This is a genomic window from Solwaraspora sp. WMMA2065 (assembly GCF_030345075.1).
In the GTDB taxonomy this organism is placed as follows: Bacteria; Actinomycetota; Actinomycetes; order Mycobacteriales; family Micromonosporaceae; genus Micromonospora_E.
In genome coordinates, this window is the sequence record NZ_CP128361.1 from 3,577,092 (window position 1) to 3,591,268 (window position 14,177).

Genomic DNA, 14,177 nt, shown 5'->3' on the forward strand with positions numbered 1-14,177 from the left:
CCCGTCCCCTTCGGACTGGTCAGGGACTCCGGGCGAGTTGCCGTCCGGTCTCGGCAGCCTCCGGCAGGCCGAGCACGGTGAACAGGTCGTGGGCCAGGATCAGCTGTTCGCGGGACTCCTGGTCGGCGCCGAGCGCGTGCAGCACCCGCGAGAGCACCGCATAAGCGTAGGCCTGATCTCGCTGGTCACTGAGCCGCTCGCAGTGCCCGGCCGCCTGCCGGGCATGCCGGAGAGCGAGCTCCAGCTCGCCGGTCTCCCGTAAGGCATCCGCCAGCCGGTAGCGCGCCCTCGCCTCCCGCACGTGCAGACCGGCTGACACACACAGATCGAGGCACCGGCCGAACCATGACACGGCGTCCTCGTACCGCTGCTGGTCGACCGCCGCAAACCCGAAGACATACCACGCGTACGCGGTCGCGCCGTCGTCCAGCAGGTCGTCGAACGAGTCCAGGGCCTCCCGGCAAGCGCCCTCGGCCTCGGCAGACCGTCCACGGTAGGGCTCAGCGCGATCTTCGAGGCGCTGGAGCACCACCTTGGTGGACTGCGCGGCCTCGCTGGCGGCGGGACGACGCTACGCCGCGCGGGTGAGATCTCCCGCGACGTGACGCTCAGCCAGGACGTGGCGCTCGGCCTGCTCGGGGAATTGCCCGACGGGCCGATGGGGTGCCTACCCTTCCGGGTGGTGACCAGCGGCGCCGAGATTGACGTGCCGCTGTTCCTTCCGTGCCGGACTACCTCGACGAGGAAGCCGACCCGCTGCGGGACAGTCTGGGTGACCACTACGACTACACCGGGGTGAGCCGTTACTCCTGCAACAACGGCTGGGCGGCGGAGACCATCACCGGTCAGCGGCTGTACCTGATCGACATGACCACCGATCTGGGCGTGCCGGCGATCTTCGCCTACCTTCCCACGCAGGATGGCGAACCGGCCCGGATCCGCGGCTGCGGCGCCTCACTCTCCCGCCACTATGCGATCGCCCGTGCGGTGAGCGAGCTGGTCCAAATCCACCTGGCGTCCTCGCTCGGGAACATCCACTCCGCGTTCGCGGCCATGGCGCCCGTCCGGCACGACTGGACGACGCCCTACCCCGCGCTCCATGCCTGTTACCGAAGCGACTTCAGCACCCGGCTCGGCGACGCCATCCTGGTGCCGTACCGGGACACGGAAGCGCCGGACACCGCGGTTGGCCATTTCGACGCGCTCATCGATGCCCTCGTCAGACGCGGCTTCACGCCGCTGCAGCGAGACCACTACGTCACCGGCAACCTGGCCGTGGTCAACATCTTCGTCCCCGGCCTGGAGCGGTTCATGCTCGTCACCGACGGACAGGTGGTGGTGCCGGGGAAGCGCGGCATGGCGGTCAAGAACAACGGAACACCACCTGGCGGCTTCTTGAACAACGCCGAATAGCCCACGTTGATCATGGCACTGGGTCGGTTGCCGCTGGCCGGCCGAACACCAGACACGTCAAAACAACGGTGACAGGTATCTGGTGTTCGGCTCGTGCACCCGACAACCGGCCGGCCCTGGCGCGGCGGCCCGGCCGGCCGGACAATCGGCAGCATGGCGATGCTGTGGCTCGGCGGAGCGGTGCTGCTGACCCTCCTCAGCGGCTTCCTGTTGGGCCAGGAACCGGGACTCACCTTCGTCACGGCCGTCCTGGTGCTGTGGGCAGCTGCAGCCGCCTACGTGGTCGCCGCCATCTGGCCCGCTCGCGCAGCTTCCGGTAACCGGGCCAGCCGGTTGACGACGGTCGTCATCACCGGACGCACACTGCTGGGGATCGCGGTCGGAGCGCTCAGTCTCGCCTTCGCCGGCGCGTACGGCGAAGGCAACCTTTCGCCGTACGGCGAACAGGTCACCGCCGAGGTCACCGATGTCCGTGACGGGTGCGTGCCGGGCACCGAACTGTGCCACCCCAGCTACCAGCTCTCCGTCGGCGGCGACGATCTCGGCTGGGTTCCGTTCTGCGGGCCGGCCGAGCCGGTCGGCTCGATGGTCGAGGTCGACATCGACCCACTCGGTCAGCGAGAGCCGCTGATCGTCTCCTGTATCCCCGGGCGGGACGCGGGACGAACGATCACCACAGCGTGGCTCGGTGGCGTCGGCGCCATCGGCCTGGTGGCTGTCGTCGGCCCAGCCTGGCGTGCCGCCCGCTCCCGGGGCCTTCGTCGACCCGACGTCACCGAGCCGGGCTGACCCCGGAGCCGGAGTCAGCCGACCAGCTCGTCCGGCAGGTCGGCCAGGAGCTTTCTGGCCTCGGCGACATCCGGGGGGTCGGGGCCGTACGCGCGTACCAGGACGGCCAGCGACTCGCGCAACGTCGCGGCGGCCGCCGCCACCTGCCCGGAGCCCAGCTGCAGCAGCCCGATCTGCCGGCGCAGGTCGAACGTACCCGGATGGTCTGCGCCGTGCTGCCGTACCTCGTCGGTGAGCAGGGCGTCGAGCAGCTGCAACGCCTCGGTCGACTGCCCGATCAACGCATGACAGGTGGCCTCCTTGAGCCGGCAGGCCACCGCCAACTCAGCAGCCGAGCCGCCGGACGCCGGGCCGGCGACGGAGCCCGCAGCGCCCGCAGACGCGGCGGAGCCGGCTGCGGCGGCCAGATCAGTGGCCAGCTCCCGGTACACGGGGATCGCGCCCCGGTAGTCGCCGCCTTCGAACAGCACGCTCGCCAGCTCGAACCGCAGGCTCGCCACATCACCGTCGGTGGGGCCGAACACCTGCGACGCCGGACCGGCGACATCGGCGAGCACCTCGGCCGCCTGGTGGAACCGGGACTGCCGGACCAGGCGGCCGGCTTCGCTGCGGGCCCGGTCCAGCGCCGTACGACTGAGCGTCGGCTCAGCCTCAGCCGACGGAGCGGGCAGTTCTGACGCGGCCGGCGCAGCTGGGGCCGCCGGGTCCGGGCGGGCAGCCAGCACCCGGCCGAGAACCTCCGCGTACATCCGCACCGGGCTGGGCTGTGTCGGCGGCGCCAGCGCCCCGGGCAGCGGGCCGAGATCCGTCGCGTACGGCAACAGCCGGCGGTACACCTCGTCGGCGCTGCCCGGCCGCTCGTCGGGGCGCTTGGCCAGCAGCGCCGCCAGCAGCTGCGCCAGCTCGTCCGGCGCGTCCGGAGGAAGCCGCCGCAACGATGTCGGCACCCCACTGACCTGCTGGTTCATCAGTACGTACGGGCTGGATCCGGTGAACACCTGTGCGCCGGTGAGCATCTCGTGCAGGGTGCAGCCGAGCGCGTACAGGTCGGTCTGCGGGCTGCTCAACTCGGCGCGGATCTGCTCCGGCGCCATGTACGCCGGGGTGCCCAGGCTCTACCCGGTACGGGTGATCCGGGACAGGTCGGTACGGTCCAACGCCACCGCCAGCCCGAAGTCGAGCACCTTCACCCCGCCGTCCGGCTCGACCATGAGGTTGTTCGGTTTCAGGTCGCGGTGCACCAGCGACGCCCGGTGCGCCACCGACAGCACCGCGCAGGTCTGCGCGGCGATCGCCGCCGCCCAGCCGACCGGCAGTTGGCCCTGCTCGGCGACCAGGTCGGCGACGCTGATCCCGCCGACCCGCTGCATCACCAGGAACGGCCGGCCGTCGTGGCTGCCGACGTCGAACACGGCCGGCACCCCGGGATGCTGCAGCCGGGCGGTGATCCGAGCCTCCCGGAAGAACCGTTTCACCAGCTCCGGGTCGGGTTCGAGGTCGGGGAACCGGATGAACTTGACGGCGACTTCCCGCTCCAGCTTCACGTCCCGGCCGAGCCACACCTCGCCCATCCCGCCCCGCGCGATCATCTGCTCCAGCTCGTAACGGCCTTCGCTCAACGCCGGCAGGCTCACCTCTCGCTACCTCTCCGCAGCAGTCGACGGTGGTCGCAGGGTGCCGTCGGCAAGCCCGGCGAACCCTTGCCGGATCAACGCCTCCCCCAGCGACACCGTGCGCCGGAGACTGTCCTCGAAGGTGACCAGCCGCCGGAACGCCTCACCGTAGCCGCGTTGCTCGGCAAACGGTAGTCGGGGGATCACCACCCGTCGGGCGTCGGTGCGGGCCAACGCCGACGAGCTGCGCACCGCACCACTGGTCCGGCTCTGCGCCGCGCGCAGAAACCCGGCCAGGAAGTACGGGTCGACCCGCGCCGGGTCGACCCGGAACAGCAGCAGCTGCGGGCCGAGCACCGCGCCGCCGCTGTCCAGCACCCGGGCGGCGGGTTCCCGACCGACGACCTGGTCAGCGCGTTCCTGCGCGACTGGCACGCCACCACCGTCTGGCAGACCCCCACCTCATCCCGTTGACCCCGCCGGGCTCGTCTGACAGACGTGCAAGCCGTCGTCAACGCTCGGCGCGGTTCTGCTCGCGGAGCTGGTGCAGCAGGGCGGTCCAGCGCTTCGGCACCCCCAGGTCGAGGAACTCGGCCTTCAACGCGGCGATCTTCCGCTCCCGGTCGGCCAGCATCGCCTGCACGGCCGCGGTCAGCTGCGAGACGAACGCGCTCTCGCCCAGCCGGGTGACCGTGCCCTCGGCGAGCTGCACGGTCCAGGAGAGGGCGCCGGTGGTGCGTACCGTGATCGAACCGTCCGGTGAGCCGCCGGACGCGACCACCTCGTTGAGCGCCCGCGCGTACGCGGCCTGCCCTGGTGTCTGCTCGGGTCGGGCCGGCGGGTCGACGACGACCCGGAACGACGCCGACCGTCGCTCGTGGAGATCGTCCTGGGACCGCTGGAACGCGACCCACATCGCCTGCCCGAGCCGGCTCAGCTGGTGGGCGAGGGTGTCGTCGGTGTAGCGACCGTACGCCGCGTAGCTGAAGCTGATCCGCAAGTCCGTACCGTCGGTGGTGTCCGCCCAGATCGCACCGTCCGGGGACGACGCGGAGATCGGCGGGCGGCGGTCAAGGTCGGGCTCGCTCATCTCTCCCCCGCTCCGCAGGTCACCTGGCCACCGTCGAAATCCGCCCCGGACAGCGACGGCAACGAGACGACAGTCGATTGCCACACTGTGTTAGGACTAGGCGGTGAAACGAACTGCGCGTGGGCTCGCTGCGGCACTCGTCGCAACGGCGACAGTCGGAATCCCGCTGCCGGCACTGGCGGCCGACGCGGTCTCTCCGGTCGAGCCGCTGGCGGCCGAGGCGGCTCCGGCCGACGGATCGACGGCGACGCTGTACGCCGGAACCGGTGAGGCCGGGTACTCCGGCGACGATGGTCCTGCCACGGCGGCGGCGCTGAACCAGCCCGGTGGGGTCGCCGTCACGCCGGACGGGGTCGTGTACGTCGCCGACACCGGCAACGGGGCCGTCCGGGCGATATCCACCGACGGCGTGATCCGCACCGTCCCCGTCGGCGAGTTCACCCTGAGCTATCCGAGCAGTCTGGCGGTCGACGCAGCTGGGACCGTCTACATCGGGGACAGTGGCAACGCCCGGATTCTCTCTTTGTCGCCCGACGGCGACGTGACCCTGGTGGCAGGCGGCAACGGGGCCGGGTTCGCCGGTGATGGCGGGCCGGCCGTCGAGGCGCAGCTGCGCGACGTCAGCGGGCTGACCGTCGACGCCGACGGCGGGTTGGTCTTCGGCGACCTGCGCAACTACCGGGTCCGGCGGATCAACGCCGACGGCGTCATCGACACCCTGATCGGCAGCGGCGACGTCGGGCTGGTGGCGGGCGGCGACGCGGTGAGGTTCACCTTCCCGTACGCGCCGATCTCGACGGCGGACGACCCCGACGGCGGCCGCTGGGTGGCGAGCACCCTGCTGTACGGCCTGTCCGACAACGTGATGCGCGCGGTGGTCCGCGACGGCGACAGCCGGTGGACGTACTCCGAATCGCAGTCAGCGGAGATCCCCGCCGGTGCTTGGCAGGGCAACCTCTACCTGGCCGTCACCGCGAACGCCCGGTACCTGTCGACCGACGACGGCCTCTACCGCTTCCACCCGGACAGCCGGGTGGAGACCCTGCTGGCGAATCCGTCGTTCGCCGGCCCGCTGGCCATGGTGGACGACCAGCTCGGCTACCTGGTGGACCCGCTCCAGCACAAGGTGTACCGGTTGGAGCTGCCGGCGATCTCCGCCGCCGGTCCGGGCAACGGCGGCGACGCGGATCCCGACGGCGCGGTACGGCCGTGGTGGGTGCTGGCCGCCGGGGTCGCGGTCGCGGTGACGCTGCTGGTGGCGGTCGTCGCGGTACGCCGCCGCAAAGCATGAACGCACGACCGCTCGGCACATCGCCGGAGCGGCTCCATCGACCATCGACCGGGGGTGATGGTGATGCCGGAGGATGTCACCGGTGGTGACCTGTACGCGCTGTGGCGGGTGTCTGAGGCGCTGCTGCCGCGCGTGGCGGACGTCTACTACGACGCGAACCGGCTGGTCGCGGCGGCGGACGGCGCATCCGGGCTGACCTTCGCCCTGACCATGTGGAACACGCTGCGCTACGAACTGCAGGACATGTACGCCGAGATCGGCGGTGTGGTGCTGGACGGCGCGACCGCCGTACGGGACGCCCGCCTCGCGTACGAGGCGACCGACGCGCAGGCCGCGAGCGAGCTTCAGTCGCTTCTCGCCGACCCGTGGCGCAACTCCACCGACCCGGCGATCGCGCCGCCGGCACCGGGGTCCGAGGACGACCCCGGTACGCCGATCCCCGCCCCACGCCGGCCCGACGCTTCCTGAAGGGGGCGACCATGGGCAACGCCGACACCCCGGCCGAGTACGCGAATCCGAGCTTCGTGCCGGAGCTGACCGAGAAGGCTGAGCAGCTGCGGCAGGAGTTCGTCCGGCAGACCCTGCAGGACCTGAACTCCTACCTCGATGCGCTGCTGGAGGAATACAACAAGGCCAACCCGGACCGGCGGGCGTACACCATCACCTCCGGGGCGTTCTCCGTCGTCATCAACAAAGGCCCCGGGCTGCCGAACGAGGAGGTGGTCCTCGCCGAGGCGGAGATCAGGCAGTGGGAGTATGCGATCGAGAACGAACACTACGCCTGGGTTGTCCCCACCTTCAATAGCTACCTGATGCCGGACCCGGACGAGGCCAACCTGGCCATCGACAATCTCGGCAAGATCGCCGCGATGTTCGGCGGATCGGTTGCCGAAGCCGGCGAGCTCGGCAACCGCGACATGGGGCTCACCGGCCTGCAGACCGTCCGCGACCAGATGGAGAACCACTGGGAGGGTTCGTTCCAGCAAACCTTCATCGGCAACTTCGTCGCCCCGCTGGAGAACGGGCTGGCCTGTCGGGCCGCCGCCGCCCGCATCGCCAAGGAGCTGTTGGAAGCCAACAAGATCAGCAAGATCGCCCAGCGGAAGGCCGTCCTCGACCTGCTAGACAAGGCGATCGCGGCCCTTGGTGACCTCGGCGCGGGCGGCAAGTCAGCCAAGAGCTACACCTGGAGCACCCTGGTCGGCATCGCCGCCGGCACCCTGATCGCCACCACCGGCGGCATGGCAGCCTGGGTCGGCGCGGTGATCATCTCGACCAGCACCCTGGCGCAAGGGCTGGAGGTGGGCAGCGACGCCGAGCCCGTCGAGATCGGCGGCACCACCGCGCAGGACATCGCAGTCGCGGTGCAGCGGGCGCTGACCAAGCAGAACGAGAAGTACGTCGACGACGAAACCAAGGTCGCGGACGCCCTCACCCGACTGCACCAGGACGTGGCCGCCGCCCGCAACGTGGTCGGGCAGCTGGGCGTCAACCGGCCCGACCTGCACGGAGCCTCATCCGCCGACATCCGGCGCGGCCTGACCCCGTCAGACTGACCTGACCCCGGCAGACTGACCTGACTCCGTCGGGCTGAACGACGAAGCCGGATGTCGGTGGGGCGTGGCACCCTGACCGGGTGAACGTCGAGGAAGCCGTCCGACTGCGCCGGGCCCGGGACCTGCTGGACCGGGAGTACGCCCGCCCGTTGGACGTGCCGGCGATGGCGCGGGCCGCGTACATGTCGCCGTCGCATTTCACCCGGTTGTTCCGGGCCGCCTACGGCGAGAGCCCGTACGGCTATCTGTCGACCCGGCGGGTCGAGCGGGCCAAGGCGCTGCTGCGCCGTGGCGACCTGAGCGTCACCGACGTCTGCATGGCGGTCGGGTTCACCTCGCTCGGCTCGTTCAGCTCCCGCTTCACCGAGCTGGTCGGCGAGTCGCCCAGCGCGTACCGGGCCAGGTCACACGCCGCTAGCGCGGCCATCCCGGCCTGCTACGTCAAGGCCGTCACCCGCCCGACCCGCCCGGCCGCGCTGCGCCTTACTGTTCATTGACGGCTGAAACGAGGCTTGGAGCTAACCGAACAGCTCACGGATCACGCCCATGGCTCGTGGCGAGATCGCCTCGTCCGGATAGAAGTCACGGCACAACCGCACGGCATCGTCCACCGTCGCGACCTCGGCCAGTGCAGCGAGGGTACGAAGGTCGTCCACGTCGCGTGCCCGTGCCGCGAGAGCCTTCATCGCGAAGATGTGCTCGGGCGAAGCCGCCATGACGCGAATGCCGGGATGGTCGAAGACCCGCCGTCGCCCCGGGTCCTCTTTGCCAGACACGTACACACTGGCCTGCTCGTTGAGCCACCACGGGGGCAGTCCTAGTTCGTCGGCCACCGCACGCGCCTCGTCGAGAACGACGCCGTGCGGCACGAACATCGCATCGACGTCCCTGGTCACCCGTTTTGCGTCATAGGCCAGCGCCATCGCGGCACCACCGACGACGAAGATGTCAGCAACGACCCCTCGACGGACGAGCCGATCACCCAGGCTACTGAACGCTCGCTCAAGTTCCGCGCGCCCCATCAGGACGCCGTCTGAGCCGGTCACGCCGCTGCCAGGTCGTGGACGGACAGGTACACCCCATGCTTGCGAAGGGCGGCTGGCGCCCACGCCAACGCATCTGCCCGGTGGACTGCCAATTCGGCAGGAAACCATGGTCGGCGCAGCACCCGCGCCTCAGCCCATTGCGGCGGGGCGACGTCCGCCTGAGCGAGCAGATGCTCTGCGAGTGCCGCGAGTAGCGCGTCCCACCGCTCGTCCCCGGTCTGCTCCGGTTCGTCCAGCAGCAGCGTCACCCTGGTGTCCGCCGGCTCCCAGCGGAACTCCTCCAGGAACTCCCACACCAACTTCCACCGGGTCTGGTCGACGTCTGTGGATGCCAGATGGCTGGCCAGCACTGCCAGACTCATCGGTTCGTAGCCGGTACCCACAACGCGAACCTCACTTTCCGAACCTCGGCATCACTTCGGCACCATCAGCTTCAGGCTACCGGGCGACGGCCTGTCCAGGACCGGCCGGAGTATCAAGTCGGTTTGGAGAAGCCCAGGTCAGCCGGCCGGCGTAGCGTCGCTGGCATGACAATCAAGCTTTCCCACACGTTCCTGCTCGTCCGCGATCAGGACGAGGCACTGAAGTTCTACCGCGACGTGCTCGGCCTGGAGGTCCGCACCGACGTGCCGTTCGAGGGCGTCCGCTGGCTGACCGTCGGCCCGCCCGGACAGCCGGACGTCGAGATCGTGCTCGAAGTCGCCGCGATGGGTCGCGCCGCCGACCAGGAGACCCTGGAGCTGCTGCTCGCCAAGGGCTCGCTCAGCGGGCTGATCTTCCTGGTCGACGACGTGGACGCGACGTTCGAGCGGGTCCGGGCCGCCGGGGCGGAGGTCATGCAGGAGCCCATCGACCAGCCGTACGGGGTACGCGACTGCGGTGTCCGCGACCCGTCCGGCAACAACATCCGCTTCTCGCAGCGACTGCCGCAGTAGTCGCACCGCCGCTGCGCCACCCGCGCGTCGAGTGGAGGGCTGGGGTACGCAATTCGGCGGAGGTTACGTACCTCAGCCCTCCACTCGACGAGTTTCACGGGCGGCGACGGGCCGGCCGGGTCACCGCGCCGGGGCGGCGCAGCGCGTCCGCCCGTACGACGATCGAGCGGAAGCGTTGGTCCTCGCCGCCGACGACCTCGACCCCGACCAGATGGACCCATTCGATCCCCGGATGCTGCGCCCCGTCGTCGACCCGGGTGACCCGCAGCACGAGCCGACCGAGGCCGTAGCAGTAGTCGCCGGTATTCAGCGAAACCGTGTCGCCGACTTTGACCAGCGGGTCATTTCTCATTGTTGATCATTTCCACCGGCTTGCCGCCGCGCAGCAGCTCGGCGAACCGCTCGTACGCCCTGAAGTCTTCCACGCGTAGAAATTGCAGTGCGGTGTCCATCGGGCGGCATCCGTCGGTCAGGCAGACCGGGCAGCCGGCCCACTCTAGTGAAGGCCAGTGGTCGGTGACGACGCTTGTCGCGTACCGGATGGCGACGTCACGGGTCTGCTCCTCGCTCAACTCGGGGATGGCCGACGGTTGGGAGCCTGGCACCAGGACGCTCATTTCTGCCCTCCGCTGATCCTCGGAAACTTCTCCTGCGAACACTCTGGACTCCACCGGCACTCCCCCGTAAGGATGGGTCGGCATACCCGTGAAATCACTCACGTACGGAGGGGTAAGCGGTGGACATGATCATGTGGATACGCGCGCTCAAAGCAGCGCGGGTCGCCGCCGGAGTAAGCCAGGACGGGCTCGCCGAAAAGATCAATTGGAGTGCGTCGACGATTGCCGCGATCGAGACGGGCCGACGCAAGCCGACCTTCAAGTTTGCCGAAGAAGCCGACGTAGCCCTGGACACCGGCGGCTTGCTGACCGAACTGCTGGACCGCGCCGAACGCCAACGCACCCCCGCCTGGTTCATCGCTTGGCGCAAGATCGAGTCCGAAGTCAGGCGTCTCCGCACCTTTCAACCGACGGTCATCCCGGGCCTGTTACAAACCGAGGAGTACGCCCGAGCCGTCATCTCCGCTGGCGGGCTGCATACGCCAGCCAAGGTGGAGGAACTGGTCCGGGTCCGGATGGAACGGCAGGAGCTACTGACCCGCGACGACCCGCCGGAGTGCGTCTTCATCCTAGACGAATCGATGTTGGCCAGGCCGATCGGTGACCACGCGATCCTCGACCGGCAACTCCAGCACCTGCAGGAGGTAGCCAAGTTACCGAACGTGCGGATCCACATCCTTCCGACCGAGGTCGGCGCGCACGTGGGCCTCGGCGGTGGCTTCGTCCTCGCCCAACTGCCCGACGTCGATCCAGCCGCCTACCTGGAGAATGTTGCCCGTGGCCAGGTCGCCGACGACGAGGAGACGATCGAGCTACTCAACCGGAAGTGGGACTGCCTGCTCGGCGACGCCGCCTCCACCAGCGCGTCGCTTCGCATCATCGCAAAATATAGGCTGACGCCATGACGACTCCTGACGGTCTGCAGTGGCGCAAATCCAGCCGGTCGACCGACACCGGCGGCAACTGTGTCGAAGTGGCCGCTGTGTGGCGCACGTCCAGCCGCTCCACCGACAGCGGAGGCGACTGTGTCGAGGTGGCCGGCAACCTGCCCGGCCGGGTCCTGGTCCGCGACTCGAAGGACCGGGACGGCGGCACCCTCACCTTCTCCCCCACCGCCTGGACCACCTTCCTCACCCACACCCCCGCCCGCTGACCCCACCCGTACGTGCACAGCCAGGCGCCCCGCCAGCCCACCGCTGGCGAGGCGACCGGCGCTCGCGGCTTGATCCCTTCTGACTTGATTGGCCCAGGAACCGGATTCCGCTGTCCATGGGTGCGCGTCGGCCGACACCAACAGCAGCCGCCCCGCACCCCAAATGGGGCCGACTTCTCGAGTCGGTGAAGGGCGAGGTCGTACACGGAGAGCTCCACGCCATGTTGGCGCTCGCAGCCGAGACCGGCTCGTGGGTGGTGGCGTGCGGAGTCAGCTGACCGACGGACCACCCCGGCCGCCCGAAGTTGTACGCAGCGATACCGACCGGCGGGCTGGTATGCCTTCGGGGTTGATGCCACAGGCGCATCTTGATGCACCTGTGGCATCGAGACTGTGGCAACACTCTGCCCCGGGAGCCGTGACGAGCGGCACGCCGCCCACCGAACCCGCGCCGGACGGCGAGCAGCCGGACGCGCTGCGGTCGGCATCGACGGTTGCCAGGCTGTACCGTGGCAGAGCCGCCTTCAGTCCGCATTGGAAAGTGGGAGTACGCTTCATGGCCACACCGACCGTGGATGCCCCTGATCCCAGCCGACTAAGGCGAAAGATCCTCATGCCTCTGTCCGTAGTGGTGCTCGTCGCGGTGGTGACCGCCGGCGCGGCGGTCGCCCTGCAGATGCGGGGTCAGCCGGACGCGACCGCAACCCCCACCGCGCCGTGCGTCGGACCGCCGGATCGAGCGACACCATCGGCGGCAGAGGAAGCGACAGCGACTGTTCCGCCGGACGGCAACGGGCTCGACGTGGTCGAGTCCGGCTTCACCCAGCTCGGCAGCAGCTCGGCACCGATCACCCGCAACTCCATGGTCAGCATCGGCGCCGTCGTCGCCAACACGAGCACGCACACCGCGCATCGTGCCCTGGTGACCTTCAACGTCCTCGACAGTGCGGGTGAGTCCGCAGTCCTCACCACGATCCTCGACCAGCCCCGGGAGATCCCGGTCATCCTCCCCGGCGAACGTATCGGCGTGGGCGGCCAGTTCTGGATCCGGTCCGAGGACGGCCAGCGGGTCGAGGTCGCCCGGGTGAACGCCACCGTCTCCGGCGCGACCTGGACGGCGACGGCGACGGCAAACACGCCAGATGCGACCCGGGACGCGGCCGTAGACGCTGCTGCGGCAACCACGGCCGGCGGAATCACCACCCGGCATCTGGAGACCCGGCGGCACGGTACGGACCAGATTGACGCTACGGTCACCTACGAGGCCCACTCACCGTACTGCCAAAAGTGGACCTCAGTCGGCACCAGCGCGGTGTTCCGCGACGAGGCCGGCACGGTGGTCGGCGGGGGCTTCGACCCCACCGTCTCGCCGTCCGCCTGCCTGCCCGGCCGGCACCCCGGGTCGACGCTGCTGCCGAGCAGTCTGCCGCCGGCCGCAGCCGACACTCGGACCGAGGTTTACCAGCACTGCGCGCCCCCTGACGACCCGCAACAATGATCAACGGAGACGGTCTGAACATGCTGCACCACGAACGCCTCGGCAAGCTGCTGCCCACCGCCGCGATGGTCGGCGTACTGGCGATGCTGGCGGCCTGCTCACCGGAGCCGTCGACATCCGACGAGGCAGCCGAGTCGCCGGCCGGTTCGGGCGGGCAGCCCGCCGGATCCGATCCGGTGTCGGGCCAGCATCCGCTGCTCGCCGCCACGCTGGAGATGGACCCGCAGGTACGTGCCGTCGTCGGCCGGCTCACCGAAGCATGCCTGCGCGACGCCGGCATCGACCGGTTTCCCGCCCAGCTCCCGGCCGGGCTTCCCGGGCCGGCGGTCGTGCCACCGCAGCAGTCACCGACGCTGGACGAGGCAGAAGCGAACGGGTACGGCATCCGAGCTGCCGAGACCGCCGGCGAGGCCGATGCCAATGCCGGTGCGGGCGCCACCACCGAACGGTTCACCTGGCCGTCACCGGCCGAGGAGCGCCGCTACCAGGAGGCGCTGACCGGTGCCGCAGACGGCGAGACGCTCACCGACGACGCTGGCAACCCGACGCTCGGCGGCTGCGTCGGCGAGGCCCGGTCCGCTGTGTACGGCAAGGTCGCCGCGCCGCCGAGCCCGGTGACCGTGATCGACGAGGCGGCACGCGCCGGTTACGCCGCCGATCCGACCGTGACCTCGGCGACGGCCGCCTGGTCGGACTGCCTCCAGCAGGCCGGCCAACCGCAGCTGCTCGACCCGGCGGACGCCCGGCGCTTCGCCCAGTACTTCCACTACCCGGTCGGTGAGCGGCCGGGCGGTCCGGTGCCGGAGGGCGGCCCGTGGCCGGCCGAGGTGGCCCGGGAGAAGGAGATCGGGCTCGCCGTCGCAGACGCCGGATGTGCCGACCGGACCGGCCTGCGTGCGGCGCAGCGGCTGGCGTGGGAGAAGGCGCTGGACGCTGCGGTCGACCGGCACGGTGCCGAACTGTCCGGATACCGGGATGCGATGGCCGCCGCGCTGCGGCAGGGCCAGCAGGCGATCGCCGACTGAGCCGTACCGGAAAGTGACGGATTGACGACAGGAGCTCAGCAGACTGATCATCCTCACCTAGAGTCACCGCAACCTCCCTGCACCACCTACGGAATGTGTCCATGTAGTACGTTGGGGTAACCGCGGCAGTCCATCGGCTCAAGAGTGGGGA

The 14,177-nt window shown here is 69.9% G+C and carries 18 protein-coding genes and 1 pseudogene; 11 read left to right on the forward strand and 8 right to left on the reverse strand.

Annotated elements, in window-relative coordinates; genetic code table 11:
- Positions 1 to 19: 19 nt before the first annotated feature.
- Positions 20 to 529, reverse strand: coding sequence for a tetratricopeptide repeat protein (locus tag O7610_RS16180; protein ID WP_281567273.1), 510 nt, complete (start codon positions 527 to 529; stop codon positions 20 to 22).
- Between the two features lie 194 nt (positions 530 to 723).
- Here O7610_RS16180 and O7610_RS16185 point away from each other — a divergent pair, with 194 nt between their 5' ends.
- Positions 724 to 1,413: a YcaO-like family protein gene (locus O7610_RS16185; protein WP_289211292.1), complete on the forward strand. Its 690-nt coding sequence runs from the start codon at positions 724 to 726 to the stop codon at positions 1,411 to 1,413.
- A gap of 153 nt (positions 1,414 to 1,566) precedes the next feature.
- Positions 1,567 to 2,202 carry a hypothetical protein gene (locus O7610_RS16190; RefSeq protein WP_289211293.1) on the forward strand — a complete coding sequence of 212 codons (636 nt, stop codon included), beginning with the start codon at positions 1,567 to 1,569 and terminating at the stop codon, positions 2,200 to 2,202.
- A 14-nt stretch (positions 2,203 to 2,216) separates the two neighbouring features.
- Here the strand turns inward: O7610_RS16190 and O7610_RS16195 are convergent.
- From O7610_RS16195 to O7610_RS16205, 3 genes and pseudogenes are all read right to left on the reverse strand, one after another.
- Positions 2,217 to 3,836 (reverse strand): annotated as a pseudogene (locus O7610_RS16195) (serine/threonine-protein kinase).
- Between the two features lie 6 nt (positions 3,837 to 3,842).
- Positions 3,843 to 4,250, reverse strand: coding sequence for a restriction endonuclease subunit S domain-containing protein (locus O7610_RS16200; protein ID WP_281551572.1), 408 nt, complete (start codon positions 4,248 to 4,250; stop codon positions 3,843 to 3,845).
- 76 nt (positions 4,251 to 4,326) lie between these two features.
- The gene (locus O7610_RS16205; protein WP_281551573.1) at positions 4,327 to 4,905 is read right to left on the reverse strand and encodes a hypothetical protein; all 579 of its coding nucleotides are present in this window, start codon (positions 4,903 to 4,905) and stop codon (positions 4,327 to 4,329) included.
- Between the two features lie 103 nt (positions 4,906 to 5,008).
- Between O7610_RS16205 and O7610_RS16210 the strand changes: the two genes are divergently transcribed.
- The 4 genes from O7610_RS16210 (at position 5,009) to O7610_RS16225 (ending at position 8,249) form a co-directional block, all read left to right on the forward strand.
- Positions 5,009 to 6,196 (forward strand): NHL domain-containing protein, encoded by a 1,188-nt coding sequence (locus tag O7610_RS16210; RefSeq protein ID WP_289211294.1) that lies wholly within the window; start codon positions 5,009 to 5,011, stop codon positions 6,194 to 6,196.
- A gap of 63 nt (positions 6,197 to 6,259) precedes the next feature.
- Positions 6,260 to 6,664, forward strand: a complete 405-nt coding sequence (locus tag O7610_RS16215; RefSeq protein ID WP_289211295.1) for a hypothetical protein — start codon at positions 6,260 to 6,262, stop codon at positions 6,662 to 6,664.
- Between the two features lie 11 nt (positions 6,665 to 6,675).
- Positions 6,676 to 7,752: a hypothetical protein gene (locus tag O7610_RS16220; RefSeq protein ID WP_289211296.1), complete on the forward strand. Its 1,077-nt coding sequence runs from the start codon at positions 6,676 to 6,678 to the stop codon at positions 7,750 to 7,752.
- A gap of 80 nt (positions 7,753 to 7,832) precedes the next feature.
- Positions 7,833 to 8,249, forward strand: coding sequence for a helix-turn-helix transcriptional regulator (locus tag O7610_RS16225; RefSeq protein WP_281551577.1), 417 nt, complete (start codon positions 7,833 to 7,835; stop codon positions 8,247 to 8,249).
- 21 nt (positions 8,250 to 8,270) lie between these two features.
- Here the strand turns inward: O7610_RS16225 and O7610_RS16230 are convergent, their stop codons facing one another.
- Together O7610_RS16230 and O7610_RS16235 are read right to left on the reverse strand one after the other, a co-directional pair.
- Positions 8,271 to 8,798 carry a DUF6036 family nucleotidyltransferase gene (locus O7610_RS16230; protein ID WP_289211297.1) on the reverse strand — a complete coding sequence of 176 codons (528 nt, stop codon included), beginning with the start codon at positions 8,796 to 8,798 and terminating at the stop codon, positions 8,271 to 8,273.
- A complete protein-coding gene (locus tag O7610_RS16235) occupies positions 8,795 to 9,160 on the reverse strand; it encodes a hypothetical protein (protein ID WP_148083555.1) in 366 nt (121 codons plus the stop codon). The genes O7610_RS16230 and O7610_RS16235 overlap by 4 nt, the downstream gene beginning before the upstream one ends.
- Positions 9,161 to 9,325: 165 nt before the next feature.
- Here O7610_RS16235 and O7610_RS16240 point away from each other — a divergent pair, with 165 nt between their 5' ends.
- Positions 9,326 to 9,733 (forward strand): VOC family protein, encoded by a 408-nt coding sequence (locus O7610_RS16240; RefSeq protein WP_123603619.1) that lies wholly within the window; start codon positions 9,326 to 9,328, stop codon positions 9,731 to 9,733.
- 94 nt (positions 9,734 to 9,827) lie between these two features.
- Here the strand turns inward: O7610_RS16240 and O7610_RS16245 are convergent, their stop codons facing one another.
- Both O7610_RS16245 and O7610_RS16250 read right to left on the reverse strand, forming a co-directional pair.
- Positions 9,828 to 10,085, reverse strand: coding sequence for a hypothetical protein (locus O7610_RS16245; RefSeq protein ID WP_148083556.1), 258 nt, complete (start codon positions 10,083 to 10,085; stop codon positions 9,828 to 9,830).
- On the reverse strand, positions 10,075 to 10,350 hold the full coding sequence (locus O7610_RS16250; RefSeq protein ID WP_289211298.1) for a hypothetical protein: 276 nt from the start codon (positions 10,348 to 10,350) through the stop codon (positions 10,075 to 10,077). The genes O7610_RS16245 and O7610_RS16250 overlap by 11 nt, the downstream gene beginning before the upstream one ends.
- Before the next feature lie 125 nt (positions 10,351 to 10,475).
- Here O7610_RS16250 and O7610_RS16255 point away from each other — a divergent pair, with 125 nt between their 5' ends.
- The 4 genes from O7610_RS16255 to O7610_RS16270 all read left to right on the forward strand — a co-directional run bounded on the left by O7610_RS16255 (position 10,476) and on the right by O7610_RS16270 (position 14,026).
- Complete coding sequence (locus O7610_RS16255) at positions 10,476 to 11,255, forward strand: helix-turn-helix domain-containing protein (protein WP_289213634.1); 780 nt, start codon at positions 10,476 to 10,478, stop codon at positions 11,253 to 11,255.
- Entirely contained in the window at positions 11,252 to 11,503 is a 252-nt protein-coding gene (locus O7610_RS16260) for a DUF397 domain-containing protein (protein ID WP_289211299.1), read from the forward strand. The genes O7610_RS16255 and O7610_RS16260 overlap by 4 nt, the downstream gene beginning before the upstream one ends.
- 613 nt (positions 11,504 to 12,116) lie before the next feature.
- Entirely contained in the window at positions 12,117 to 13,001 is an 885-nt protein-coding gene (locus O7610_RS16265) for a hypothetical protein (RefSeq protein ID WP_289211300.1), read from the forward strand.
- Positions 12,998 to 14,026, forward strand: coding sequence for a hypothetical protein (locus O7610_RS16270; protein ID WP_289211301.1), 1,029 nt, complete (start codon positions 12,998 to 13,000; stop codon positions 14,024 to 14,026). The genes O7610_RS16265 and O7610_RS16270 overlap by 4 nt, the downstream gene beginning before the upstream one ends.
- The last annotated feature ends 151 nt before the right edge of the window (positions 14,027 to 14,177 follow it).